Origin of the sequence: Frateuria sp. GZRe14 (assembly GCF_051900395.1) — a bacterium.
Taxonomy (GTDB): domain Bacteria; phylum Pseudomonadota; class Gammaproteobacteria; order Xanthomonadales; family Rhodanobacteraceae; genus Frateuria_A; species Frateuria_A edaphi.
In genome coordinates this window covers 469868-496251 of sequence record NZ_JBHZGJ010000001.1, presented here as the reverse complement: position 1 = coordinate 496251, position 26384 = coordinate 469868, and the positions used below count along the sequence as shown (strand labels likewise).

Annotated in this window: 14 protein-coding genes; 6 read left to right on the top strand and 8 right to left on the bottom strand. The window is 70.3% G+C overall.

What is annotated here, in order from left to right; all coding sequences use genetic code 11:
- The first annotated feature begins 31 nt into the window (after positions 1-31).
- From ACFWZ1_RS02200 to ACFWZ1_RS02175, 6 genes are all read left to right on the top strand, one after another.
- Positions 32-3031 carry a TonB-dependent receptor gene (locus ACFWZ1_RS02200; protein WP_439665300.1) on the top strand — a complete coding sequence of 1000 codons (3000 nt, stop codon included), beginning with the start codon at positions 32-34 and terminating at the stop codon, positions 3029-3031.
- A 69-nt stretch (positions 3032-3100) separates the two neighbouring features.
- Positions 3101-4390, top strand: coding sequence for a diaminopimelate decarboxylase (lysA, locus tag ACFWZ1_RS02195; RefSeq protein ID WP_439665299.1), 1290 nt, complete (start codon positions 3101-3103; stop codon positions 4388-4390).
- Positions 4391-4405: 15 nt separating this feature from the next.
- Entirely contained in the window at positions 4406-5614 is a 1209-nt protein-coding gene (locus tag ACFWZ1_RS02190) for a dipeptidase (RefSeq protein WP_439665298.1), read from the top strand.
- Positions 5601-7184 (top strand): serine hydrolase domain-containing protein, encoded by a 1584-nt coding sequence (locus ACFWZ1_RS02185; RefSeq protein WP_439665297.1) that lies wholly within the window; start codon positions 5601-5603, stop codon positions 7182-7184. The genes ACFWZ1_RS02190 and ACFWZ1_RS02185 overlap by 14 nt, the downstream gene beginning before the upstream one ends.
- A 122-nt stretch (positions 7185-7306) precedes the next feature.
- Positions 7307-7975: a M15 family metallopeptidase gene (locus ACFWZ1_RS02180; RefSeq protein WP_439665296.1), complete on the top strand. Its 669-nt coding sequence runs from the start codon at positions 7307-7309 to the stop codon at positions 7973-7975.
- 72 nt (positions 7976-8047) lie between these two features.
- Positions 8048-9094: a serine hydrolase domain-containing protein gene (locus ACFWZ1_RS02175; protein ID WP_439665295.1), complete on the top strand. Its 1047-nt coding sequence runs from the start codon at positions 8048-8050 to the stop codon at positions 9092-9094.
- A gap of 25 nt (positions 9095-9119) precedes the next feature.
- On the opposite strand, the gene recD is transcribed toward ACFWZ1_RS02175, so the two are convergent.
- The 8 genes from recD to trpE all read right to left on the bottom strand — a co-directional run bounded on the left by recD (position 9120) and on the right by trpE (position 26350).
- Positions 9120-10946, bottom strand: a complete 1827-nt coding sequence (gene recD, locus ACFWZ1_RS02170; RefSeq protein WP_439665294.1) for an exodeoxyribonuclease V subunit alpha — start codon at positions 10944-10946, stop codon at positions 9120-9122.
- An 82-nt stretch (positions 10947-11028) separates the two neighbouring features.
- Complete coding sequence (locus ACFWZ1_RS02165; protein WP_439665293.1) at positions 11029-14586, bottom strand: UvrD-helicase domain-containing protein; 3558 nt, start codon at positions 14584-14586, stop codon at positions 11029-11031.
- On the bottom strand, positions 14583-18023 hold the full coding sequence (gene recC / locus ACFWZ1_RS02160) for an exodeoxyribonuclease V subunit gamma (RefSeq protein ID WP_439665292.1): 3441 nt from the start codon (positions 18021-18023) through the stop codon (positions 14583-14585). Before recC ends, ACFWZ1_RS02165 begins: the two co-directional genes overlap by 4 nt.
- Positions 18024-18080: 57 nt before the next feature.
- Positions 18081-18794, bottom strand: coding sequence for a hypothetical protein (locus tag ACFWZ1_RS02155; protein ID WP_439665291.1), 714 nt, complete (start codon positions 18792-18794; stop codon positions 18081-18083).
- A gap of 44 nt (positions 18795-18838) precedes the next feature.
- Positions 18839-21958 carry an efflux RND transporter permease subunit gene (locus ACFWZ1_RS02150; protein ID WP_439665290.1) on the bottom strand — a complete coding sequence of 1040 codons (3120 nt, stop codon included), beginning with the start codon at positions 21956-21958 and terminating at the stop codon, positions 18839-18841.
- Positions 21955-23106 carry an efflux RND transporter periplasmic adaptor subunit gene (locus ACFWZ1_RS02145; protein WP_439665289.1) on the bottom strand — a complete coding sequence of 384 codons (1152 nt, stop codon included), beginning with the start codon at positions 23104-23106 and terminating at the stop codon, positions 21955-21957. Before ACFWZ1_RS02145 ends, ACFWZ1_RS02150 begins: the two co-directional genes overlap by 4 nt.
- Entirely contained in the window at positions 23096-24613 is a 1518-nt protein-coding gene (locus ACFWZ1_RS02140; protein WP_439665288.1) for an efflux transporter outer membrane subunit, read from the bottom strand. Before ACFWZ1_RS02140 ends, ACFWZ1_RS02145 begins: the two co-directional genes overlap by 11 nt.
- A gap of 249 nt (positions 24614-24862) precedes the next feature.
- A complete protein-coding gene (gene trpE / locus ACFWZ1_RS02135) occupies positions 24863-26350 on the bottom strand; it encodes an anthranilate synthase component I (protein ID WP_439665287.1) in 1488 nt (495 codons plus the stop codon).
- Between the last annotated feature and the right edge of the window lie 34 nt (positions 26351-26384).

The window sequence follows — 26384 nt, the reverse complement described above, 5'->3', positions numbered from 1 at the left end:
CATCGACCCGGCGTCGAGGGGAGTAGGGGAAATGAGCAGCAAGGTTTGGAACATGCGCAGGACCGTGCTCGGCACGGCACTCGGACTGGCGCTCGCCGCCTTTGGCGCGCCACCGGCGCAGGCGGCCAACACCGACGGCACGGTGGCCGGCCACACCCAGGCCGGCGCCACGGTGACGGTGACCAGCCCGGACACCGGCTTGACCCGCTCGGTCATCGCCGACGACGAGGGCAACTACCGCCTGCCGTACCTGCCGGTAGGCCAGTACACCATCAGCGCGACCAGCGGCGGCCAGCAGGTCGGCCCGACCCGCAACGTGACCGTCGCGCTGGGCACCACGACCACGGTGGACCTGGGCGCGGTCGACGCGACCAGCCTGGCGACCATCAACGTCACCAGCTCGGTGCTGCCGGTGATCGACGTGAGCTCGACCGAATCGGCCACGATCGTCTCGCGCGCCGACCTGGTGCGCCTGCCGGTCGACCAGAACGTCGCCTCGGTGGCGCTGCTCGCGCCGGGCGTGGTCAAGGGCAACGCCGGCTTCGGCGGCATCTCCTTCGGCGGCTCCTCGATCGCCGAGAACGCGTTCTACGTCAACGGCCTCAACGTCACCGACTTCTACAACCGCAACGGCTTCTCCGAGGCGCCGTTCGCCTTCTACGACCAGTTCCAGGTCAAGACCGGCGGCTATTCGGTGGAGTTCGGCCGCACCACCGGCGGCGTGGTCAACGCCGTGGCGCGTTCGGGCACCAACGAGTTCAAGGCGGGCGCCGAACTCACGATGGAGCCGGGCAACTGGCATTCGGTGGCGGCGAACCACTACGACGCCAACGGCAACCGCTACATCACCGCCAGCCGCGACCGCGATTCGCTGATCAAGACCAACGTGTGGGCGTCCGGCCCGATCGTGAAGGACAAACTGTTCTTCTTCGCCATGTACGAGGCGCGCGGCGCATCGCCCCGCAATACGAACGACGAAGGCAACGCGATCACCGACAACTCCTCGGACCAGGGCTTCTGGGGCACCACGGTCGACTGGAACATCACCGACAGCAACACGCTGTCGCTTATGGCCTTCTCCGACAAGAACAAGAACGTCGGCGACGTCTACGAGTACGACTACGACACCGACACCCGCGGCACCAAGACCAACGAGGTCTACACCGACACCGGCGGCAAGAACTGGGCGCTGACCTGGACCAGTTACCTGACCAACGACCTGTCGATGAAGTTGATGTACGGCAAGAACAACCGCGAGGCCTTCACCCGCTCGCAGCTGGACCTCGAGTGCAACCCGGTCGCCATCGACGACACCACTGCCGTGCCGCCGCCCGGCCCGCAGCTGGGCTGCTCCACCAGCACGCGCGTCGAAAAGCGCAACGACGAGCGCAAGCAGGGCCGCGCCGACTTCGAGTGGACGCTGGGCGACCACCTGCTGCGCTTCGGCTACGACCACGAGGTCAACACCTCCGAATACAGCCGCTACTACCCCGGTCCCGGCGCGCTCTACTACACCGTGTATGCCGGTGCGGCGGGCGACACCATCGACAACGGCGGGGTGATCCCGGCCGGCTACACCAACTACGTCCGTGCGCGCCGCTACGAGATCGAGGGGACCTTCAAGACCATCGACTCGGCGTACTACCTGGAAGACAACTGGCAGATCACGCCCAACTTCGTGCTCAACATGGGCCTGCGCAACGACAGCTTCGACAACCAGGATTCGGCGGGCAACAGCTACATCAAGATGGACCGCCAGATCGCGCCGCGCCTGGGCTTCTCCTGGGACATGACCGGCGACGGCACCACCAAGCTGTTCGGCAACCTGGGCCGCTACTTCCTGCCGGTGGCCAACGTGATCAACATCAAGCAGGCCGGCGGCCTGCTCGACGAGCGCACCTTCTACGCGTTCGACGGCTGGGAGACGCGCGAGCTCAACGGCGTCAGCTACGTCGTGCCGCGGCTGGGTCCGCAGATCGGCCCGGTCGACACCTCGCAGGGCGACGGCACCGTCGGCGACCTGCGTTCGGAAGTCGACCACGACATGGACCCGGTCTACCAGGACGAAGCGATCCTGGGGTTCCAGCAGATGATCGGCAACAACTGGTCGTGGGGCGTCAGCGGCACCTACCGCCGCCTGCACAACGCCATCGACGACATGGAAATCAGCGCCACCGCGCAGTGCGGCGAGAATGGCTATGTCGGCTGGGTGATGGCCAACCCGGGCGAGAAGGTCACGGTCTGGGGCGACACCAACTGTGACGGCACCGCCGACGGCTACCTGACGGTCGACACTTCCAAGGAAGGCTGGGCGCTGTACGACGCCGACGGCAACTACCTGGGCCAGCGCGGCTGGGTGAAGCCCAAGCGCACCTACACCTCGCTGGAGTTCCAGCTCGACCGCGCGTGGGACGAGAAGTGGTCGTTCAACGCGTCCTACGTGCTGGCCTGGAACCGCGGCAACGCCGAAGGTCCGGTCAACTCCGACACGAACTTCGACGACACCGGCCGCACCGAGAACTTCGACGATCCGTGGGTGAACTTCGGCGGCGACGGCTACCTGCCGAACGATCGCCGCCACCAACTGAAGCTGCGCGGCGCCTATGCGATCACCCCGCACTGGCAGGTCAGCGGCGACATGGACGTCCATTCGGGCGGCCCGATCACCGGCTTCGGCGTGGGCAACCCGTATGACGCGCAGAACTACCACAGCTACTTCATCTGCGTGGAGAACTGCACGTCGCCCAATTCCGAGGATCGCGTGTACGAGCGTTCGCCCCGCGGCGCCTACGGCCGCCTGCCCTGGACCTACACGCTCAATGCCGGCATCAGCTACATCCTGCCCTTCCAGGGCGGCGGCAACCTGCGCGTGAAACTGGCCGTGTACAACCTGCTCAACCAGCAGCGCACGGTACAGGTGGACCAGGACCTGCAGACCACCATCTCCAACGACACCAGCGCCAGCTTCATGCAGCCGATCGGCTTCCAGTCGCCGCGCTTCACGCAGCTGACCGTGGCCGTGGACTTCTAAGGCCCTCCCCGCCTGGCGGCCCGCGGTCACCGCGGGCCGTCTTTTTTGGGCCTCGCTCGAATGGACCCCATGACCGTCTCCTCCCGGCACGACGACACCGCGTCCGTGCCCGACCCGCAACCGACCTTCGATGGCGTGGACCTGCAGGCGCTGGCCGCGCGACTGGGCACGCCGCTGTATGCCTACTCGGCCAACGCAATCCGCGGGCGGATCGGCGAACTCCAGTCTGCCCTGCACGGCCTGGACGCCACCATCTGCTACGCGGTCAAGGCCAACTCCAACCGCGCCATCCTCGAACTGATGGCCGCCGCCGGGCTGGGCGCGGACATCGTCTCCGCCGGCGAAATGCAGCGCGCCCTCGCCGCGGGCATCCCGGCCAACCGCATCGTGTTCTCCGGCGTCGGCAAGACCGAGGGGGAGATCGCCGCGGCGCTCGCCGCCGGCGTTGCGCGCTTCAATGTCGAATCGCTGGACGAGCTGCACGCCATCGAGCGCGTGGCCGCCGCACGACGCGTGGTGGCGAACGCCGCGGTGCGCATCAACCCGGACGTCGATGCGCTCACCCACGCCAAGATTTCCACCGGCCGCGCCGAGAACAAGTTCGGCGTGAGCATCGCCGAGGCGCGCCGCTGGTTCGCCGAACGCCGGCAACTGCCGCACGTGCGGCTGGACGGCCTGCACGTGCACATCGGCTCGCAGATCCTCGACCTGGAACCCTTCCGGCTGGCATTGAATCGCGTGGCGTCGTTCTGGCGCGAATTGCTCCATGCCGGCCACCCGATCGCCAGCATCGACGTCGGTGGCGGCCTCGGCGTGCGCTACCGCGCCGGCCACGACCGGCCCGTCGCCGCCGGCGACTACGCCAACGTGGTCCGCGAGGCACTGGCCGGCTTCGAGGGCCGCCTGCTGCTGGAGCCCGGCCGTTACCTGGTGGCGGAGGCCGGCGTGCTGCTCACCCGCGTGCTGCGCATCAAGGAAGGTACCGAGCGGTCCTTCCTGGTACTCGATGCGGCGATGAACGACCTGCAGCGGCCAAGCCTCTACGACGCCTGGCACGACATCGTGCCGGTCGCGCCCGATCCTCGGCCGCTGGCCACCTACGACGTGGTCGGCCCGGTCTGCGAGACCGGCGACACCTTCGCACGCGCACGCGTTCTGCCGGCGTGCCAACCGGGCGACCTGCTCGCCATCCAGGGCACCGGCGCGTACGGCGCGTCGATGGCTTCCACCTACAACTCGCGCCCGCTCGCCGCCGAGGTACTGCTGGACGATGGCCGCTACGCGGTCATCCGGCGCCGGCAGACCCTCGAGGAGATGGTCGCCGGCGAGCAGTCGGCGCAGGATTGGGCCACGCCATGAGGACATCCGCCGCACATGCGTAGACTCGCCCATCTTGCCCTGCTCGCCCTGCCGCTCGCCGCCGCGCTTCCCGCCCAGGCGCAGCAGGACCCGCCGATCACCATCGACACCCACGTCGATATCCCCTTCACCTACATGCGCGAGCCACGCTTCGACGTCGGCAAGGACACGCCGCTGCTGGTGGACCTTGGAAAGATGCAGCGCGGTGGGCTGGATGCCGCCTTCTTCGTGATCTGGGTGCCGCAGCACAAGCTCGATGCCGCCGGCTACGCCAGGGCGGTCGACCAGGCCGAGGAAAAGTACGAAGCGATCGGCCGCATGCTGATGATGTATCCGGACCGCATCCGCCTGGCCACCTCGCCGGAACAGGCGCTGGCCAACCGCAAGGCCGGCCTGCTCTCGGCGATGATCGGCATCGAGAACGCCTATTCGCTCGGCCACGACCTGCACCGGCTGGATGCCGCGTACGACCGCGGCGCGCGCTACGTCGGGCTGGTGCATGTGGGCAACAACGACCTGTGCACCAGCTCGCTGCCGGACAAGGACAACGGCGAGCCGGCGATGAACAGCAAGGGCGACCATGGCATGACCGACTTCGGCCGCCAGGTGGTCGCACGCGCCAACGCGCTCGGCATGATGGTCGATGTCTCGCATGCCTCGGACGCCTGCGTGCGTGACGCGCTCGCCGTATCCAGGGCGCCACTCATCGCCTCTCATTCCGGCGCCCGCGCCGTGCTCGACCACCCGCGCAACCTGCCCGACGACCTGCTGCGCGCGATCGCCGCCAAGGGCGGCGTGATCCAGGCGGTGGCCTACAAGGAGTTCCTCAAGAACGACCCGGGCCGCGAAGCGGCGGAGAAGAAGTTGCAGGCCGAGGTCGCGCACGCGGCCGGCGACAAGGAATACGACAGCGACAAGCACGATTACCTGCCGGCGATGGCCGCGGGCATGGCGAAGATCCAGCAGGAATTCCCGCTCCCCACGGTCGAGGATTACGCCAAGCAGATCCGTCACATTGCGGATGTGGCCGGCATCGATCACGTCGGCATCGCCTCGGATTTCGACGGCGGCGGCGGCATTACCGGCTGGAAGGACGCCAGCGAGACCCGCAACGTCGCCGCCGCGCTGCGCCGTGCCGGATTCACAGACGCCGACATCGCCAAGGTCTGGGGCGGCAACCTGCTGCGCGTGTGGCGCGAGGTGGAGCGCGATGCGCGGCACTGAGCGCCCTGGCGCAACGAAAAGCCCCGCTCTCGCCCTGCTCGTCACGGCCTGCCTGGCGGGCAGCGCACAGGCTGCCCCCATCCAGCCTCCGGCTCAAAGGACTTTCGACCCGATCGTCGATGCGGTCGTCGCCCGCTACCACCTCCCCGGCATCGCGGTGGGCGTGATCGAAAATGGCCAGGTCACCTACGTCGCCACCCGCGGCGAAACCGTCGCCGGCTCCGGCGAACGGATCACCCCGCGGACGCTCTTCAAGATCGCCTCCAACAGCAAGGCGATGACCACCGCGCTGCTCGGGCGGCTGGTCGACAAGGGCGAGCTCGCCTGGGACGACCCGGTCACGAAATACCTGCCCGACTTCCGCATGTCCGACCCGTGGGTCACGAAGCACATGCGCGTGGCCGACCTGCTCACCCACTCCAGCGGCCTGCCCGAAGGCGGCGGCGACCTGATGCTGTGGCCCGAGCCGAACGCCTTCACGCGCCAGGACATCATTCACGGGCTGCGCTACATCAAGCCCGGCTACAGCTTCCGCTCGCAGTACCAGTACGACAACCTGCTCTACGTGGTGGCCGGCGAAGTCGCCGCGGCCGCCGGCGGCGCGCCCTACGAGGAGCTGATGCACCGCGAGGTGTTCCAGCCGCTGGGGTTGTCCCGCTGCCAGGTCGGCACGTGGAACCGCGAGCAGGTCGGCAACGTGGCCCAGCCGCACTACCGCAAGGACGGCCAGAACCTGCCGATGCGCCAGGACGGGACGATCATCCCCGCGATCACGTCCGACCCGGCAGGAGGCATCCGCTGCGATCTCACCGACATGCTGAGCTGGGCACGGAACTGGCTGACGCCCACGCCTGCGCAGTTGAAGTGGCTTTCTTCCACCCAGCGCGAGGTGCTGCAGTCGCCGCACATGCTGATCCCGGTGTCCAACCAGCGCCGCGCCTGGGACCACAGCCACGTGATGGCCTACGGCTACGGCTGGCGCATGGCCGACGTGGACGGAACCTGGGTGGTCTGGCACACCGGCACGCTGGGCGGCATGTATTCGATGCTGGCGCTGTTGCCCGACCGCCGGAGCGGCTTCGTATTCATGATCAATGGCGAGGCCGAGGACGCACGCACCGTGCTGGGCGAAGTGCTGATCAAGCACTTCACCGCGCCCGACGACGGCCACGGCGTAGCGTGGTACGCCGACGCGCTCGACCACGACGCGGCACAGCGTCCTGCCGCCGCGCGTCCGCCCGACACCGACGCGGCCACTGCCGTGGCGCCGACCGGCTTCGCCTGGAGTGGCCGCTACCGCGACCCGTGGTTCGGCGAGATCACGCTGTGCCCGCGCGGGGATCGCGTCGAATGGGCCTCGCGCAAGTCGCCGCACATGCACGGCACGGTCAAGCACCTGGACGCGCGCTATCTGGTGCACTGGGACGACCCGGCCGTGGACCTGGATGCCTGGCTCGACCCCCATGCCGGCTCGCCGCCCACGCTCACCATGGCCAAGCTCGATCCCGAGGGCGACTTCAGCTCGGACTACGAGGATCTGCACTTCGAGCGCATCGGAGATTGCCCATGAGACGCCTCATCGCACTTGCAGGAGCGCACCCTCTGCGCGGCCGGGCAGAGCGGAATGGCCGGGTCGCGCACAGGGTGCGCTCCTGCTGTCGGATCGCACTGGCATGCGCATGGGTGCTGTCGATGCCGGCGCCTGCCAAGGACACCGTCACGCTCTCCCCCGCCCCGACCGCCGCCGCAGCCGACCTGGTCGACATCCGTACCCTTGTGCCCGACATCGCCCAGGACATCAAGTACGCCGGCCATGACAACTTCGTCGGCTCGCCGGTGGACGGCTATCTCGCGCCCAAGTGCCTGCTCAAGCGCCCCGTGGCCGAGGCGCTGGCACGCGTCGAGCATGCATTGCGCGCGACGCACCAGCGCCTGAAGCTGTGGGACTGCTACCGCCCCGCGCGGGCCGTGGCGCACTTCGTGCGCTGGGCGCACGACCTGTCCGACCAGCACACCAAGGCTGCGCACTATCCGCGGCTGGACAAGTCCGTGCTGCTGGGCGACTACATCGCGCCGGTGTCGGGACACAGTCGCGGCGGTACGGCTGACCTCACGATGGAGCAGTGTGACGACCACGGCAGCCGCTGCAAGGAACTGGACATGGGCACGCCGTTCGACTTCTTCGACGTGCGCGCGCACACCGATGCCCCGGACGTCACGCCCGCGCAGCACGCCAACCGGCTGCGCCTGCGCGCGGCGATGAAGCGCGAGGGCTTCAAGAACTATCCGCTGGAGTGGTGGCACTACACCTGGGCCAGCGAGCCTACACCGCACGTGATCTACGACGTGCCGGTGAAGTAGGTGCTCCCGCGGCACGCGGCTGAACCCCTCTGCCCTCGGGAGGGTGGTCAAGTTCAACGCACGGAGAAACGCATGCGCATCGCCCTGCTGTTCGCTTCGATCTTCTTTGCCGGCTCGGTGAACGCAACCGATGCCGTGCAGAACGCCGACCGCCTGATGCACGACTACCAGGGCGACGTCCCCGGCGCCGCCCTGCTCGTGCTCAAGGACGGCAAGCCACTCTTGCGCAAGGGCTACGGCCTGGCCGATCTCGAACAGCACGCGCAGGTCACGCCGCAAACCGACTTCCGCCTCGCCTCGGTGAGCAAGCAGTTCACCGCCGCGGCGATCCTGCTGCTGGCCGAGGACGGCAAGCTCAAGCTCGATGATTCGATCCGTCACTGGCTGCCCTCGCTGCCGGCGAGCACCGACAAGGTCACCTTGCGCCAGTTGCTCAGCCACACCGGCGGCCTGATCGACTACGAGGACCTCATGCCTCCCGATCAGACCGCCCAGCTCAACGACCAGGACGTGCTGCGGCTGCTTTCGGCCACGTCGCGCAGCTACTTCGCGCCGGGCACGGCCTATCGCTACAGCAATTCCGGTTACGTGCTGCTCGGGCTGGTGGTGGAGAAGGCCTCCGGCAAAACCCTGCAGGACTTCCTCGCGCAGCGCATCTTCCAGCCGCTGCACATGGACCACACGCTGCTCTACGTGCACGACGACAAGGCCATACCCAACCGCGCCTACGGCTACAGCTGGACCAAGGGGCGCTGGCTGCGCACCGACCAGAGCCTCACCTCCGCCACCCGCGGGGACGGCGGCATCTACTCGAACATCGACGACCTCGCCAAATGGGACGCCGCGCTCTACGACGACCGCCTGCTCAGCGACGCCTCGCGCAAGGCCGCCTTCAGCCCGCACGCCAAGGTCACCGGCGAGCCGTACGAGGCGAGCTACGGCTACGGCTGGCGCATCACCGGGGACACGTTGTGGCACTCGGGCGAGAGCATCGGCTTCCGCAACGTGATCGTGCGCTGGCCGAAGCAGCACCTCACCGTCATCCTGCTCAGCAACCGCAACGATCCGGAGCCGTACCAGACGGCGCTGAAGATCGCGCAGCCGTTCCTGGCGCACTGACGCGCAGGCACGCCCGCACGCAGGGCTACAGCAAGGCCAGCTGTTGCGGCTCGCCGCCGGACGGCACGCTCGCGAGCCGGTCGGCCAGGCCGCCGGCGCGGCGGACCGGCAATGCCAGCGCCGCGCGCAGCGTCGCCTCGCCCGCCCACAGCTCCACCACCTGCCGCGCACGCGACACGCCGGTGTAAAGCAGCTGGCGCGACAGGATGCGATGGGCGGGATCCGGCGGCAGCAGCACCGCCACGCGGGCGTATTCGGAGCCCTGCGACTTGTGGATGGTGATCGCGAACGCGCTCTCGTGCGCCGGCAACGCACCGGGGCTGAAGCTGCGCACGCCGGCCAGGCCGTCGCTGGCCGTGCTTTCGAACCACACGCGCAGCCGCCCTTCGGCGTCGGCCAGGCACAGGCCCACGTCGCCATTGAACAGCCGGCTGGCGTAGTCGTTGCGGGTGATCAGCACGGCACGCCCCGGATACCACACGCGGTCGGACGCCATGTTCCAGCGGCGCTTGAGGCGCTGCTCGATCAGCGCGCTGGCAGCGAGCGCGCCGAACTCCCCCTCGCGCAACGCGCACAGCAACTGACGCGAGCCGAGCGCGCGAAGCGCCGCGAGCGCCGTGGTCACCTGCGCGGGATCGACTGCATCGCCGTTCGCCACCGGCAGCGCCGGATGGATCGGCAATGCCGCGAGCGCATCGGCCCACGCCTCGATCGCCTGCCGCAGGGACGATCCCCCGGCCAACGGCTGCCGTATCACCTGATCGCCGAAAGTGGCCTCCAGCGCTACCGTGTCGCCGGCGCGCACGGCGCGATTGAGCGCGACCAGCGGCAGCTCCGCGCGGAAGCTGTGTTCCAGCCGCACCAGCGCGGGGGAGCGCTCCGCTTCCAGCACCGCGACCAGATCCATCAGCACCGAGCCGGCGGCGACCGACGTGAGCTGGTCGGCATCGCCGACCAGGATCAGCGTGGCGTCCGGACGCACCGCGTCGAGCAGGGCGCGCAGGAGGCCGAGATCGACCATCGATGCCTCGTCGACCACCACTACGTCGGCCGCCAGCGGATGCTCGCGGTCGCGGCCGAAGCGGTGGCTGCGCGGGCTGTAGCCGAGCAGGCGGTGCAGGGTCAGCGCCTCGGTGTCGGGAATGCGCTCCAGCAGCAGCTGCCAGTCGCCCGGCAGCGGCGCGCGTGGATGATCGAGCAGTCCCTGCTTTCCCGCGCGCAGCGACTGCAGCAGGCGCTGCGCGGCCTTGCCGGTGGGCGCGGCGACGGCCATGCGCAACGGCTGCGCCGCCCGGCGCTGGAGCATCAGCAGCATGCGCAGCACGGTGGTGGTCTTGCCCGTACCCGGTCCGCCAGTCAGCACGAACAGGCGCCGCCCGGCGACGCCGCGCACGGCCTCGCGCTGGCGCTGCACCGCGGCGCCACGCTCGCCGTGGAACAGCACGTCCAGCGCGTCGTCATCGGCCACGCCCGGCTGGCCGTCGCGCAGGCGCTGGTGGATCAGCGCGGCGACCGCCAGTTCGTCGGCATAGTTGCGCCGCAGGTACAGGCGACCGGCTCCGTCCAGCACGAAGGGAGTGACCCCGGCACCGTCGCCCACCAGCGCTTCGTCGCGCAGCGCCTCGACCTCGTCCCGCGCGGGCGGCTCCAGTCCATGACGACCGGCTTCCCCGCCCAGCAGCGGTAACGCGGTGTCGCCGGCGCCGTCGGCGAACGAGGCCCACGCCGCCAGCGCTGCCAGCCGTGGTGAGCCGCCGTGCGCGCGTACCCAGCGCCACAGCGTGCGGTCGAGCGGGCGCCAGGCCGCCTCGATGGGTTCATCGCCGCGGAGGCGGAAATCGAAGTGGGTCATGGCTGGTTCCGCCTCGCACCTAGCTCCCTCTCCCCTCCGGGGAGAGGGCGCAGGTCCCGCCGGTTTGGGTGACTGGCGCACGTCATGCCGGCTCTCCCACGCGTGCCGCCAGCACGCCGTCGACGGCGTCCAGCAGCGCATCGTCGAAACGCTGCCGCCACACGCCCGCGCCCGGGGCCAGGCCGACCGCGCGCACGAACAGGTAGATCGCTTCGCCCAGGTGCGCCTCGCGCCGATACGTCGGCAGGCGCTGGCGCAGCAGGCGGTCCAGCGCCACCGTGTAGAGCAGTGCCTGGAAGCGGTAGTAATGCGCGTCCATCGCCGCCGGCAGGCGCTCGGGTGCGTACGCATCCAGCCGCTCGCCCAGCCAGTTGCTCTTGTAGTCGAGCACGTGGAAGCGCCCGGCATGCTCGAACACCAGGTCGATCTTGCCGGTCATCAGCCCGCGCAGGGCGCCGAACGGGGCGCGCGGTACCAGCGCCGGTTCGCCATGCCGCGCGCACGCCTCGCGCAGCGCGTCCAGCGAGACCGCGTCGAGCACGTAGTGGAACGCCATCTCCGCGCGCAGCGCCGAGGCCGGAAGCGCGCCGAGCGCCAGGCCGGGCGCGAGCGGCGCATCGAGCGTCGCCTGCACCCGCGCGGCCAACCGGCGCACCAGCACCTCGGCCGGTTCCTCGCCGCGTCGCACGCCCGCTTCGTGCAGGCAGCGCGCGACCAGTGCGTGTTGGTGGATCACCGGCACGCCGACCTCGCGATGCTCGAACACCGCGTGCATCGCGTTGCCGAATTCGGCGCCTCGCCACGGCGCCAGCGCGAGCAGCGCCGGGTCGCCGGGCGCAGGCGCCGGCAAGATGTCCGCGCCATCTTCCCCGGCCAGGTCGGGCGCCTCCGTGGAGGCCGCCTCGTCGCTCGCCGACTGCTCCTCGAGTGCACCGACGGTTTCGACCCGGGCCAGCGTGGAGAAGCTGTGCAACTGCTGCATCGGACGCGCAGGCGGCGGCGCGAGGGCCTGGCGTAGATGGGTTGGCGGGGCCATGTCGGCCGGGATGGCCGGGTAGGGCCAGGGCCAGTCGTCAGGCAGCCACGCCATGTGTCTGGCAGCCGCGCCTACATTCGCGGCGAGCAGGCGCTCGACGGTGGCGTCCAGCGCGGAACGCGCCGGATCGGCCGGCGCGCGCTTCACGCTGCCGTTGGTCGGGCGCTCCGGGTCCAGCACGTACACGTGGCAGGCGAGCTCGGCACGGGTCAGCGCCACGTAGAGCACGCGGAAGCGTTCGTCCTGGTCTTCCATCGCCACTTCGCCACAGGCATCGGCCTGGCCTGGGCCGCCGAGTACCAGCTCGCGCCCGCCGGTAGCGGGGTCGTAGCGCAGCGGCAGTTTTTCCTCGCGGCCCTCCTGCGCCCACATCAGCGGCAGCAGCACCAGCGGGAACTCCAGGCCCTTGCTCGCGTGCAGCGTCATCAGGCGCACACGGCGTGCGTCGGATTCGATGCGCAGCTGCTGCTCCTCCGCCGCGTCGTCGCTTGCCGCGCCCTCGCCGCCGCGTTGCTGTGCCAGCCACGCGAGCAGCTGCTCGCGGCCGGGATGCTCGTCCTCGGCCTGCTGCAGGAGTTCGCCCAGGTGGCGAAGGTCGGTCAGTGCGCGCTCGCCCGCGGGCGTGGCCAGCAGCGCCGGCGCGGCGTGGTGGAGCAGCGACTGCACCACCGCCAGCACGCCCTCCTCGCGCCACTGCCGATGCCATTGGGCGAAGCGCTGTTCGTGGCGCAGCCAGTCCTCGGGACGATCGCGCAGCGCGGCCAGCTCGGCCAGGCCAACGCCCAGCAGGCGCGTGGCCAGCGCCGCGCGCAACGCGCCCTCGTCGCCCGGCTGGTCGACCGCGTAGAGCACGACCTGCAGCTCGCGCGCCAGCGCCGTGGCGAACACGCTGCTGCGCCCGGCGCCGACGCACGGCACGTGGCGCTCGCGCAGCCGCTCGCGCAGGCTGGCGACGTGATCGTTGGTCGGCAGCAGCACCGCGATGTCGCCCGGCCGCAGCGGCTTGTCGTCGATCTGCCAGTCGTCCGCAAGCAGTTGCGCGACGTGGTTGGCGCACGCGTCCAGGGCGAATGCGATGCGCGCGTCCTTGTTGACCGGCACCTCGGCGCACAGGTGCAGCGCGAGCGGGTGCGCAACCACCTCGCCACGATGGCGCAGCACACGTGCCGGGCGTCCCGCGCTGACCGGCTCGTAGGCGATGGCGTCCCCGGCGCGTTGCGAAAGCGCGGGCCCGGCCAGCGCATAGAGCTCGTTGAAGCCTTCCACCAGCGCTTCGGACGAGCGGAAGTTGCGATCCAGGCGCAGCTCGGCGTCGACGTCTTGCCGGGCGGACAGGTAGGCGTGGATGTCGCCGCCGCGGAAGCGGTAGATCGCCTGCTTCGGGTCGCCGATCATCACCAGCCGTCCGCGCGTGGCGCCTTCGTCGTCGCGGTAGATGCGGTCGAGGATCGCGTACTGCTGCTGGTCGGTGTCCTGGAATTCGTCCACCAGCGCCACCGGCCATTCGCGGAACAACCGGTCGGCGAGCACGCCGCCGCGGGTGGCCAGCGCATGGTGTACCTGGGCGATCAGCTCGTCGAAGGTGAGCTGGCCGCGCTCGCGCAGGTGCGCGTCGCGGCGCGCGAGCAGGTCTTCGCGATAGTGGGCAAGAGCGGCGCTACGCGCGGGCAGGTCCGGATCGGCGAGCACGGCGGCGGCACGGTGGGCGAAGGCGAGCATCTCGCTTCCTTGCGCCGCCTCCACGAAGGCCGGCTTGAGTTGCGTGTCCAGCGGCTTGCCGAGTGCATCGGACAGATCCGGCAAGGGAGTCGAGCGGTCGCCAGCCTCGAGGTATTCGGCGAGCTTGCGCAGCGCGGTCAGCAGCGCGCTGTTGCTTCGCTTGAACGGCGTGCCGTCACCGATGAAGTCGCGGATCGCCTGCGCCTGCTCCGGCTGCATCAGTTCGGCGGTCTCGCCGCCGGCTTCGACCCGCACGCGCACGCCGGGCCGCATCACCGCGCGCAGCGTGCGGCGCAGCTTGTCCAAACCCTGCCGCCACCAGGCGAGGTCACCCGGCGCGAGTTCGCCGGCGGACTGGCCGAGCCGCCGCCACAGGTCGTCGATCAGTTCGTCGTCCAGCGCGCGGCCGGGCACCAGCTCGCCCAGCCGGAAGGCGCTGCCGCATTCAAACGGGAAGTCGGTGAGGATGCGCCGGCACAGCCCGTGCAGCGTGCCGACCGGGGCGAGATCGAGGTCGGCCTGCGCCAGCCGCAGGCGCAAGGCGTCGGCGGCGGCGCGCGACGGATCGTCGGCCCAGCGCGCCTGCAGCCACGCCGCGTCCGCGCCATCGGCCGGCGCGCCGGGCGACTGCGCCAGCCGCTCCGCGGCGCGCAGCTTCGCGCGCAGGCGTTCGCGCAACTCCTGGGCTGCCGCGTCGGTAAAGGTGGTCACCACGATCTGGCGCGGGCTCAGCGACTGTTCCAGCAGCAGCCGCAGGTACAGCACCGCGATGGTCCAGGTCTTGCCGGTGCCCGCGCTCGCCTCGATCAGGCAGCGGCCACCCTGCCGCGGCGCGTGCGCCAACGGCAGCTCGCGCCAGTCGTGCACGCGCAGCGGCGCGCTCATGCGGGCACGCCCAGTTCGATCAGCCGCGACAGCCGCGCGGCTGTATCCAGCAGCGCCACGTATTCGGGCTGGCCGGGTTCGAAGCGCACGTCGCCGGCGAGCAGGCGCGCGTAGCCCGGCGCGTAGTCGCACTCGCCGTGGCTGCGGTCGTTGCCCAGCCAGGCGGTGAAGTTCGGCGGCTTGTCGCCACTCAGGCACTGCGCCACGGCCCAGCTGGTGCGCGGGAAGTAACGCGCGGGCTGGCGCTGGGCCTCGCGCCACAGGTCGAGCAACACAGCCAGACGCGATTCCAGATCCGCGCGCAGCGTGCCCTGTTCGTCGGGCGAGGCACCGACCAGCGCCGCGTCCCACGCGTTGATATGTTCCTGCCAGGGATGTTCGCCCTCGGCGAGCAGGCACAGGCGCACCGGCGTGCCGGCCGGCGTGACCAGGCGCAGCAGTGCCCATTCGATGAACAGCGGCAGGCGCTCGCGGAAACCCAGCTCGCCCTCCTTCCGGCCGACGAAGAGCTCGAACACCCAGCGCGTGCCCGCGTGCTGGTGGACACGCCCGAGCTCGCCCTCGACGCGCGCGCCGCCGACGTCCAGCTCAAGCGCGACAGGCAGGAGGGGCGGCAGGCCGTCGGCAAACAGCGGATGCTGGCGGGCCACTTCCAGCAGCGCCTGCGCGCGCTCGCGTTCGGTGGTCCACGCGGCGATCCCGCTGCGACCCGGCGGCAGCAAGCCGGTCAGGCGCAGCCATTCGGGCGGTTCGGCCGGCAGCACCAGCCCGGCCTCCAGCGCATCGAGCAGCAGGCGCCGGCCGACCCGGTCCAGTGCCTCGAACTTTGGTTCCAGCGGCTCGCTCTCGCGCAGGCGGTCCTCGTCCAGCGCATCCAGGCGGACGTCCAGACGCCCGCGCAGCAGTTGCCGGGCCGGATCGCGGTACCAGGCCAGCAGCTCGCGCAGCGGGACCGGTGCTTCCAGCGGCAGCACGTCGAGCGTGTCAGTGCCGACCAGGAAGCCGGCGCGTCGGTCGCCCGGCACCATCGCGGCGAACGCGGACTGGTAGGAAAACAGCCGCGGATCGCTGCCGTCGAAGTAACGCGCGTCGAATGGCTGCAGCGGATGGCGAACGCGCCAGGGGCGACGGACCGGCGCGGCCGGGTCTTCGGCGCGCGCCTTGTCGTCGGCATCGGCCGGCACGTCGGCCAGCCCCGCCTGCGCGTCGAGCAGGGCGAGCAGCTCGGCCAGCGGCGCGGCCGGGTTGCGCGGCTTGCCGTCGCGCACGCCCTCACCCAGGTACGACAGGTGCAGCGCATCGCGCGCGGCCATCACCGTTTCCAGGAACAGGTAGCGGTCGTCGCTGCGCACGTCGCGATCGCCCAGCCGCGGATGACGCAGCATGAGGTCCAGGCCGGCGTCGCTGGCGCTGCGCGGGAATTCGCCGTCGTTCAGGCCGACCACGGCAATCACGCGGAACGGGATCGCGCGCTGGGGCACCATGCCGCAGAAGGTGATGCCGCCGAGCAGGAAGCGCTGGCGCTCGGGCGTGGCCGCGAGCCGTTCGCGCAGCACCTCGCGCACCACGGTGAAGTCCAGCTCCGGGTCCAGGCCGCTGTCTTCGGTTTCGGCGACGGTCGCGCGGATCATGCGGCGCAGCAGGCCCATCGCCTCGTGGCCGGCATGGTCGCCCGCGTCGACCCGGAACAGCTTATCGAGCAGCGACTCCAGCCGTGTGGCCCACGCCGAGGCGCTGCGCGGCTGGGCGGCATCGCGATGCAGTGCGGCCAATTCCTGCAGCAGGCGGTCAAGCGCGCCGAGCGCAGCCGCTTGCGGACCGTGCGCGCCGGCGACCGGCGACAGCTCGCCATCGGGCAAGGCCGCGATCGCGTCCTCGCCCATCACGTAGCCGGCCAGCAGGCGGTCCATGCCCCAGGCGAAGGTGTATTCCTCGATGCCGGGCACGCCGAAGGCTTCGCGCCAGTCGCCGTCCAGGCCCCAAGCCACGCGCGCCTCGCCCAGCCACTGGCCGAGCAGGTCCACCGCGCTTTCGTCCAGGCCGAGCGCGGCGGCGATCGGCGGCGTCTGCAGGAAGTCCAGCACCTGCGGCGCGGTGAGGCGCGACTGCGGGGTGTCGAGCAGGCGATCGAATGCGGCCAGCAGCGGATGCACGCGCGCCACCGCGACGTCGGCCAGGTGGTAGGGCAGCGGCCCGTGCGCGCGGCCGGGTTCGCCGAACACCGCCGGCAGCAGCGGCACGTACGCGCCGATGTCGGGCGCCATCACCACGATGTCGGCCGGCTGCAACGTGGGGTCGCGCGCCAGGGCGTCGAGCAGCACGTCGCGCAGCACTTCCATTTCGCGCAGGCGGGTGTGGCACAGGTGCACGCGCAGCGAGCGGTCGTGCATGGCGTCGCTCTGCCCCGGCTGCAGCAGCGCCGGATCGAGGCGGCGGATGCTGTCCTGCAGGCGATGCAGTAGCGAGGGGCTTGTCGGTGCGTTTGCGTCCTCGTCCTGCCAGTGGCGCACGTCCAGGCGGATCTCGGCCTGGCCCGAGAGGGCCAGCATGAAGTGCTGGCCCAGGCGTCCCCAGTCGGCGAGCAGCGGGTGGCCCATGCGCTCGAGGAACCAGCCCTCCTCGCGTTCGCCCTCGTCCAGGCGGCGGGCGAGCTCGCGCAGCTGCGCGCGTTCGCCGCGCAGGCCGGCCCAATACTCGCGGCAGGGATCGGGCACGTAGAGCACCACCAGCCGGTGCCGTGCCACCGCGGCGAGCACGGCCAGTTCCGCCGGCGCGAGGTGGCTGATGCCGAACACGTGCAGCGGTTCGCGCGGCAGGCTGGCGGGCGCGTCGCGCTGCAGCTTCTGCAGCAGTTCGCCCAGCACTTCGGCGCGGTGCGGCTTGTCGATCGCGCGGCGCAACGCGCGCCACAGTGGCGCGAGGAAGCTGCGCTCGGGCACGTCGTCGCGGCCGGCCTGCCAGGCGCGCAGCCAGTCCGGCCGGTAGACCAGGTATTGCGAGTAGAGCCGGGCAAGGCGGTCGGCGAGCTGGTAGCGGCGGCGCGCCGGATCGCCGCCCGCAAGGTAGCCGCGCAGCTGCGCATCGTCGATCGCGTCCAGCATGGCGTGGATGCGCCAGCGCAGCCGCTCGCGGCGATACGGCGCGAGGGCCACGGCCGATTCGCCCAGCAGCATGCGCGCCAGGTCGTCCAGCCACGCGCTGGGCAGGCGGATGTCGAGGTTGGCCACGATCCCACCCGGCCCGCGGGCGCGGGCCAGCGCCGCAGAGAGCCACTGGCGCATGCCAGGATGCGCCGCGATCACCGTCTGCGGCGCCAGCACGTTGGCCGGCGGCACCGCGTCGAGCAACTGCACCAGCGGATCGAGCAGCGCTTCCAGGCGGCTGGCACGGATCACGGCCAGGCCACGGGTGAGGTCGTCGAGGGGAAGTGCTGCCATGCGCCGATGATAGCCGCCCGGGGTCGCATGCCCTGCGACCCGCGGCGGCCTGGCTGCTCAGTCGACGTCCTGTCTCGCCGCGGGCGGCGGGAAGGCGAGCACCTGTTCGGTATAGGTCTCCACCAGCGCACTGAACGGGCGGCCTTGCGCATCCTCCAGCAGGGCGCGGTGTTGCAGGAGGTGGTGCGGCGGGGCAAGCGGCTGTTCGGTGGCCGCCGGAAGGCCGTGCATCTCCCAGCCCTGCGGCAGCGGCGACCACAGCAGTTGCGCGGAAAGCGTGTGGCGGCGGAAGTGCAGCGGCGCGACCACTTTGCCGAACGGTGTGTCGCCCTGATCGAGCGCATGGTTCATCGCGGCGGTGAGGCGACCTGGCAGGTACCAGTTGTCCGCCTCGGACAGCACGCGGCCGCCGCAGGCGAGCTGCACCCGACGGTAGCGCACCGGCGTGTCCGCACCAATACCGAGTGCGCGCCGCAGGTCCTCGGGCACCGGCCTGTCCGCCTTGCGGTCGCGCCGGGCAATCACCGTCGGCGCGGCCGCCAACCGATGCGCACCGCACCAGCGTTCCAGCGTGAGGGTGGCGCTCGGATGGCTGAGCAGGTCCGCGTTGAGCGTCTGCAACAACGCCAACGCCTCGGTTCGCGCGAGTGGTGTGTCCGGCCAGTCGCCTGCCAGGGTGGCGGCCGGCATCAGCATGCCGAGCAACAGGACGGCCAGGCATCGCGTGCCCGACAGCCTGGGAACCCTGTGCCGTGGCTTGTCGCGCTGCATGTGTCTTCCCGTGAACGGCCGGACCGGAAGTGTAGCGAGACCCGCTACACCTCCAGCCGATCCTGCGGCCGCGCCACCACCGCGTACAGCGCCGGCATCAGGAACACGCTGATCAGCAGGCGCGTGAACAGACCGCTGACGATCACCAGCGCGAACGGCCGCTGCGTGTCGGTGCCCACGCCGGTGGCGAGCGCTGCCGGCAGGAGGCCCAGCGCGGCGACCAGCGCGGTCATCATGATCGGGCGCAGGCGCAGGATCGCGCCTTCGCGGACCGCCTCCGCCAGCGGCGTGCCGTTGCGCCGCAGCTCGTTGACGTAGGAGATGTACACCACCGCGGTCTGCACCGAGACGCCGAACAGCGCCAGGAAGCCGATGCCCGAGGACACCGAGAACGGCGTCCCGGTCAGCCACAGCGCGAGCAGTCCGCCGACCGGTGCCGACAGGAGCACGCCGGCCACGGTGATGAGCGGGAACTTGAAGTTGCCATAAAGGGTGAACAGCAGCAGGAAGATCAACGCCAGGGTCAGCGGCACGATCACGTTGAGCTGCGCGCGCGAGGCGGTGTACTCCGAATACTCGCCGCCCCAGTCGGCGCGGTAGCCCTGCGGCAGCTTGACCTGCCTGTTCACCTGGGCGATGGCGTCCTCCACCGCACCGTCCAGGTCGCGGCCTTCCACCGAGAACTGGACGCCGATGTAGCGCGAGTCGTTCTCGCGGTAGATGAAGGCCGCGCCGTCGGTCACCTGGATGTGCGCCAGCGTCTTGAGCGGGATCTGCTGTCCGCCTGGCGTGGCGACCAGGATGTTGCCGATCGCCTCGGGACCGTCGCGGTAGGGCTTGTCCAGCCGCACGACCAGGTCGAACTGCTTCTCGCCCTGGATCACCTGCGTGGCGGCGTCGCCGCCGATGGCGGTCTGGATCAGCCCGTTGATGTCGTCCACGTTGAGCCCGTAGCGGGCGATCGCGGCGCGGTCGACGACGATGCTCAGCGACGGTTGGCCGAGCTCCTGCACCAGCGTCACGTCATGGATCCCGCGCACATGCTCGAGCACGTGCTTGATCGCCTTGCCCTTGGTTTCCAGCGTGCCGAGGTCCGGGCCGAACACCTTCACCGCCAGCGCGCTCTTGAGGCCCGTCTCGGCCTCGTCGACCGCATCCTCGGCCGGCTGGGTGTAGTTGAAGATGATGCCGGGGAAAGCGGCCAGCTTCTTGTTGATCGCCGCCGTCAGTTCGGCCTTGGTGCGGTAGGCGCCATGCCATTGGTCGTACGGCTTGAGCGCCACGTAGAACTCGACGTTGAAGAAGCCGGTGGCGTCGGTGCCGTCATCCGGGCGTCCGAGCTCGGAAGCCACCGTGGTGACCTCGGGGAACGAGTGCAGGATGTCGCGGATCTGCGGCGTGATCTTGGCCGACTCGTCGAACGAGATGGTGTAGGGCATGGTCGCGCGCACCCACAGCGCGCCTTCGTCCAGGTGCGGCATGAACTCCGCGCCGATCGCGGGAATCAGCAACAGCGAGGCGCCCAGCAGAAGCACCGAAGCGACGATGGTGCCGCGCGCGTGCGCGAGGCAGACGTCCAGGCCTTTCGCGTAGGAGCGTTTGATCGCCTCGAAGATCGCGTTGCGCCGCTCGCGCACGCCCTTGCGCATGAACCACGAGCACAGCACCGGCAGCAGCGTCAGCGTGACGATCAGCGAGCCGGCCAGCGCGAACACCATGGTGTCGGCCATCGGCTTGAACAGCGTGCCGGAGGGACCGGACAGCACGTAGATCGGCAGGAAGCTGACCACGATCACCGCCACCGCGTAGAACAGCGGGCGGTCCACCTCGGCGGCGGCGTCGCGGATGACCTCGATGACATCGAAGTCCCCGCCCTCGCGGTCGGCGATCTGGCGGTAGATGTTCTCCACCATCACCACCGCCGCGTCGACCAGGATGCCGAAGTCCACCGCGCCGATCGACAGCAGGTTGGCCGAGGCGCCCTGCAGGTCCAGGCAGGCGAAGGCGAACAGCAGCGCCAGCGGGATGGTGGTGGCGACGATCAGGCCGGCGCGCACGTCGTAGAGGAAGAAGATCAGCACCACGACCACCAGCAGCATGCCGCGCACGAGGTTCTCGCGCACGATCTGCACGGTCAGCGCGACCAGGTCGCTGCGGTCGTAGAAGGCGTGGACCTTGATGTCCGGCGGCAGGATGCGTTCGTTGAGTTCCTTCGTCTTCGCCTCGACGCGCTCGAGCACGTCCTGGGTCTTCTCGCCGGTGCGCAGGGAGATCACGCCCTCGACCGCGTCGTCCTGGTTCTCGTAGCCGAACTCGCCCAGCCGCGGTGCGATGCCGGTGGTCACGCGGCCGACGTCCCTGACCAGCACCGGCTTGCCGTCGTGCACGGCCAGCACCACGTTGCCGATGTCCTCCAGCGAGCGCAGGCGGCCTTCGCCGCGCACGTAATAGAACTGCCCGCCCTGCGCGTAGAAGCCGCCGCCGGCGTTGGCGTTGTTGGCCGCCAGCGCGGCCTGTACCTGCGTGGCGGTCAGGCCCACGCCGGCAAGCTTCAGCGGGTCGAGCAACACCTGGTATTGCAAGGTGCCGCCGCCGAAGCCGGAATCGTCCGCCACGCCGGGCACGGCGCGGTACTGCGGCTCGACCACCCAGTCTTCGAAGGTTTTCAGTTCGGTCGGCGTGCGATCGGAGCTCTGCAGCACGTAGCGGTAGATCAGCCCCGAAGGCGAGGACATCGGCGACACCGACGGCGCGGTGCCGTCGGGCAGCTCGAGGTCGCCCAGGCGGTTGAAGACTTCCTGGCGGTCCTGCGCGTAGTCGCTGCCGCTGGCGAAATTCAGGGTGACGTCGGACAGGCCGTACAGCGAGACCGAGCGCGTGCTGGTGGTCCTGGGGATGCCGGTCATGCCGCGCTCGACCGGCACGGTGATCAGTCGCTCGACCTCTTCGGCGGTATGCCCGGGCCATTGCGTGACGATGTCGACGCTGGGCGGCGAGAGGTCCGGGTACGCATCGACCGGCAGGCGTTGCAGTGCGCGGATGCCCGCGCCGACGAGCACCAGCGCCAGCAGCGCGACCAGGAAACGCTGCGCCAGTGATGCGCCGATGAGGCGGTTCATCAGCGACGCCGAGCGCGGCGGCATCGGGGGCAGGTGCTCGTTCATTGGTTCTGCATGAACTGGACGAACAGGCCACCCTGGGCGACCACGCGGTCGCCGGCGTGGAGTCCCTCGGACACCTGGTAGCGGTCGCCGGCGCGGTAGCCAAGCGCCACGCCGCGGCGGGCGAAGCTGCCGTCGGGTTGCGCGACGTAGACGAACGGCAGGTTCTGTTCGTCGCGCAGGATCGCCGACGCCGGCACCAGCAAACCGCGTTCCGTCTGGCGCGACTGGATCTGCACGCGCACGTACATCTGCTTCTTCAGCCGGCCGCTGGCGTTCTCCACCAGCACGCGCACCGGGATCGCGCGCGTGTCCGGATCGACCACGGCGCCGATGTTGTCCACCGTGCCCTGCAGCGTGCCGGCGCCGCCGGCGTCGATGGTGGCGGGATTGCCCACGGCGACCCCGCCCGACTCGGACGGCGCCACCTGCGCCATCACCCACATGCGCGAGAGGTCGGCCACGGTGAAGCAGGCGGTGCTGCCGGCCTGCAGCAGTTGGCCGGGCGTGATGAGTTTCTCCGCCACGGTGCCCGCGACCGGCGCGCGGATCACCGCCTGGATGCGCGACAGCGGCTGGCCGGCCCGGATCGCCTCGATCGTGGGCGCATCGGCACCCAGCGCGAGCAGCGCCTGCAGCGCGGCGTCGCGGTCGGCGTCGGCGCTGGCGGCGTCGGCCTGGGCCTGCTCGAGCTCGCGTCGCGGCAGGCCTTCGTGTTCGCTCAGGTCGCGGTCCGCGTCGGCGAGACGGCGCGCGTTGCGCGCGACGACCAGCGCCTTGCCGTAGGCGCCCACGGCGGCGGCGAAGTCGGGCGAGTCGACGCGCGCCAGCGGCTGGCCCTTGGCAACGTGCTGGCCGGCGCTCACCAGCAGTTGCGTGACCGGACCGGAGAACGGCGCCAGCACGCTGGTCGCCTGGTCGTTGTCGAAGTCGACCACGCCGGTCGCCTCGACCGCCTTGTGGAAGGGTGCGAGGGCCACCGTGTCGAGCGTGATGTGCTGGCGCTGCGCGGCGGTCAGCGTGGGGTTGTGCGGCGTATCGGCGGCCGGCGGCGCGGAGTCGTGCGAGCCGCAGCCGGCGAGCAGGCCGGCCAGCGCCAGCGTCGTGACGGCAAGCCGCACGCGCGTCATCGCGCGAGCGTCAATGTTCATGGTCACCCTTGGTCAAAAGCGTGGTGGAAGCGGGAGGCGGATCGCCCTGCGTCAGGTCGGCGCGGTGCCACCAGCCGCCACCGAGCGCCTGGAACAGCGCCACGGTGTCGGCATAGCGGCTGGCTTGCGCCTGCACCAGGCCGATGCGCGCCTGCAGCGCGGCCTGTTCGGCATTGAGCACGGCGAGATAGCCGGCGTAGCCGTCCTTCCACTGCCGCTGCGAAAGATCCAGTGTCACCTTGGCCGCCTGGTCGGCCGCGGCGGCGGCCTGGAGCGCCTGCGCGTCCTGCTGCAGCGCGGTCAGCGTGTCGGCGACGTCCTCGAAGGCGGCAAGCACGGCGCCGCGGTACTGCTCGGCCGCCTGCATATAGCCGGCCTTGGCGGCTCGCTCCTGGTGCTTGAGCGAGCCGCCCTCGAACACGGGCGCGGCGAGCGCGGCGCCCAGCCCCCAGAAACCGGTGCCCGACTGGAACACGCGACCGATCGCCAGCGCCGTGCTGCCGGCATCGGCACTCAGCGTGAGGTTGGGCAGCCGGTTGGCGATGGCGATGCCGACCTGCGCACTGGCCGCGTGCAGGTTGGCCTGCGCCTGCAGCACGTCCGGCCGCTGCGCGACCAGCGCGGAGGGCAGGCTCAGCGGTAGTTCCTCGGGCAGCGTCAGGTCGGCCAGCGCGAATGCCGCGCCCACGCCCTCGCTCGGGAAACGCCCGGCCAGTACCGCCAGCCGGTGCTGCTGTTGCGCGAGCTGGGTGCGCAGGGCTGGCAGCGAGGCGTTGACCTGCGCCAGCTGGGTTTCCTGCGCGGCCACGTCGAGCCGGCCGATGTAACCCCGGGCCAGCTGGTAGCGCATGATCGAGAGCACGTGCGCGTCGATGCCGGCCAGCGCCTGCGTGGCCTGTACCTGGTCGCGCAACGACGCGGCCCGGATCGCCGTCACCGCCACGTTCGCCGCCAGCGCCATGTCGGTGGCGATCATCTCGTAGCGCGCGGCCTGTGCCTGCGCGTCGAGCGATTCGACCGTGCGCCGGTTCAGGCCGAACACGTCGGGCATGTACGAAACGCTGACCTGCGCGGACAGCAGGTTGTACAGCGAGGCGTTGGAACTGGGCACCGGCGCCAGCGCACCGGGCGGATCCTGCTGGCGGTTGGCGGAGATGCCCACGCCCACGCTCGGGTAGTACGCGCCGCGCCCGGCCAGCGCGTTTTCCCTGGCCGCCAGCAGCGCGGCCTGCGCGGCCTTGAGGTCGGGATTGTTGGCCAGCGCCTGCTTGATCAACGCATCGAGCGGCTGCGAATGGAACAGCTGCCACCACTGCGCGGGAATGTCACTGCCCCGGTCGAAGTGCTGGGAGGCGCCGCCGGGAATACCGGCGCTCGCGACCGTCGCGCTCACCGGTGCGGCGGTGTAACCGCGGACGGTCGGCGCCGCCGGACGCTGGAAGTCCGGGCCCACTGTGCATCCGGCCAACAGGAGCGAGGCCAGCACGGCAGTGGACGGCTTGATCATGCGATGCGGTTTCGGCGGGAAACGAGGGCCGAAACGATATAACGTTGCAACCGGCATCCTCCCTGCCGAAAGTCATGGGCGGGAGCGAAAGTTCTTGCGTCGTGACGCGCCCTGAGCCGCGCGGGAAAGCAGAGCATGCTTCGTTTCGACAGTCGGGCAAGCACCGGACCCTCACCCAACCCTCTCCCCCAAGGGGAGAGGGAGCTCGATCGTCGGCACGTCCGCTGGGTCGGGGACGGTGACGTGCCCTCAGAGCCCTCTGGCCGCCTGCGCCACCGCTCGGAACAGCGCACGCCCCTTGTTCATCGTCTCCTCCCACTCGGCGGCGGGATCGGAGTCGTAGACGATGCCGGCGCCGGCCTGCACGTGCAGGCGGCCGTCCTGGATCACCGCGGTGCGGATGGCGATCGCGGTGTCCGCGTCGCCCCACCAGCCGATCCAGCCGATCGCGCCGGCGTAGATGTTGCGCTTGTAGGGTTCGAGCTCCTGGATGATTTCCAACGCACGGATTTTCGGCGCGCCGGAGAGCGTGCCGGCGGGAAAGGTCGCCTTGAGCACGTCCATGTAGGACAGGCCCGGGCGTGCCGTGCCCTGCACCTGGGAGACGATGTGCATGACGTGCGAGTAGCGCTCGATCACGAACGATTCGCTCACCTCGACCGTGCCGGTGTCGCTGATGCGGCCGATGTCGTTGCGGCCCAGGTCGATCAGCATCACGTGCTCGGCGCGCTCCTTCGGATCGGCCAGCAGCTCGACCTCCAGCGCCGCGTCTTCCGCTTCCGTGGCGCCACGCTTGCGCGTGCCGGCAAGCGGCCGCACGACGACCTTGCCGTCCTTCAGGCGCGCCAGGATTTCGGGCGAGGAGCCGACGATCTGCGTGTTCCCCAGATCGACGAAATACATGTACGGCGAAGGATTCAACGCACGCAGCGCGCGGTAGACATCGACCGGCCGCGCGTTGAAGCCCACGCTCAGGCGCTGCGAAGGCACCACCTGGAAGATGTCGCCAGCGCGGATGTATTCCTTGGCCTTCTCCACCATCGCCTCGAACTCGGCCTTGGTGAAGGACGACTTGAAGTCGCTCTCGTCCAGCGCGGTGGACTGGGTCAGCTGCGGATAAGCCGCGCCGCCCTGGCGCAGGCGGTAGACCAGCGCGTCGAGCCGCCGCTGCGCCTGCGTGTAGGCCTGCGGCTGCGACGGGTCGGCATGCACGATCAGGTACAGGCGGCCCTTGAGGTTGTCGAACACTGCCACTTCCTCGGCCAGCATCAGCAGCACATCGGGCGTGCCCAGCTCGTCCGGCCGGTCCCACTGCGCCAGGCGCGGTTCGATGTAGCCGATCGTCTCGAAGCCGAAGTAGCCGACCAGGCCGCCGGTAAAGGCGGGCAGTTCGGGCAGGCGCGGCACCGAGTACTGCGCGCGCAGCGTTTCGATTTCGCCCAGCGGGTCGTCGAGGTGGCGGCGCTCGATGACCTCGCCGGCATCCTCCACTTCCAGCTCGTGCCCGCGCAGGCGGTACACGCGCCTGGCCGGCAGGCCGATGATCGAATAGCGCCCCCAGGTGGCGCCGCCCTCGACCGATTCGAACAGGAAGGTGTACGGCCCGTCGGCGAGCTTCAGGTACACCGACAGCGGGGTGTCGAGGTCGGAAAACACCTCGCGCACCAGCGGGATGCGCGTATGGCCCTGGCCGGCCAGCGCGTCGAATTGGTCTCGGGAGATCACGGGCTCAAGCATCGATATGGCGGCCCATCACGATAGCAGTCCATTC

Excerpts from the sequence above, each read along its gene's own strand:
- ACFWZ1_RS02200 (WP_439665300.1), top strand. The coding sequence starts at position 32 with ATGAGCAGCAAGGTTTGGAACATGCGCAGGACCGTGCTCGGCACGGCA.
- lysA (WP_439665299.1), top strand. The coding sequence starts at position 3,101 with ATGACCGTCTCCTCCCGGCACGACGACACCGCGTCCGTGCCCGACCCG.
- ACFWZ1_RS02190 (WP_439665298.1), top strand. The coding sequence starts at position 4,406 with ATGCGTAGACTCGCCCATCTTGCCCTGCTCGCCCTGCCGCTCGCCGCC.
- ACFWZ1_RS02185 (WP_439665297.1), top strand. The coding sequence starts at position 5,601 with ATGCGCGGCACTGAGCGCCCTGGCGCAACGAAAAGCCCCGCTCTCGCC.
- ACFWZ1_RS02180 (WP_439665296.1), top strand. The coding sequence starts at position 7,307 with ATGCCGGCGCCTGCCAAGGACACCGTCACGCTCTCCCCCGCCCCGACC.
- ACFWZ1_RS02175 (WP_439665295.1), top strand. The coding sequence starts at position 8,048 with ATGCGCATCGCCCTGCTGTTCGCTTCGATCTTCTTTGCCGGCTCGGTG.
- recD (WP_439665294.1), bottom strand. The coding sequence starts at position 10,946 with ATGACCCACTTCGATTTCCGCCTCCGCGGCGATGAACCCATCGAGGCG.
- ACFWZ1_RS02165 (WP_439665293.1), bottom strand. The coding sequence starts at position 14,586 with ATGAGCGCGCCGCTGCGCGTGCACGACTGGCGCGAGCTGCCGTTGGCG.
- recC (WP_439665292.1), bottom strand. The coding sequence starts at position 18,023 with ATGGCAGCACTTCCCCTCGACGACCTCACCCGTGGCCTGGCCGTGATC.
- ACFWZ1_RS02155 (WP_439665291.1), bottom strand. The coding sequence starts at position 18,794 with ATGCAGCGCGACAAGCCACGGCACAGGGTTCCCAGGCTGTCGGGCACG.
- ACFWZ1_RS02150 (WP_439665290.1), bottom strand. The coding sequence starts at position 21,958 with ATGAACGAGCACCTGCCCCCGATGCCGCCGCGCTCGGCGTCGCTGATG.
- ACFWZ1_RS02145 (WP_439665289.1), bottom strand. The coding sequence starts at position 23,106 with ATGAACATTGACGCTCGCGCGATGACGCGCGTGCGGCTTGCCGTCACG.
- ACFWZ1_RS02140 (WP_439665288.1), bottom strand. The coding sequence starts at position 24,613 with ATGATCAAGCCGTCCACTGCCGTGCTGGCCTCGCTCCTGTTGGCCGGA.
- trpE (WP_439665287.1), bottom strand. The coding sequence starts at position 26,350 with ATGCTTGAGCCCGTGATCTCCCGAGACCAATTCGACGCGCTGGCCGGC.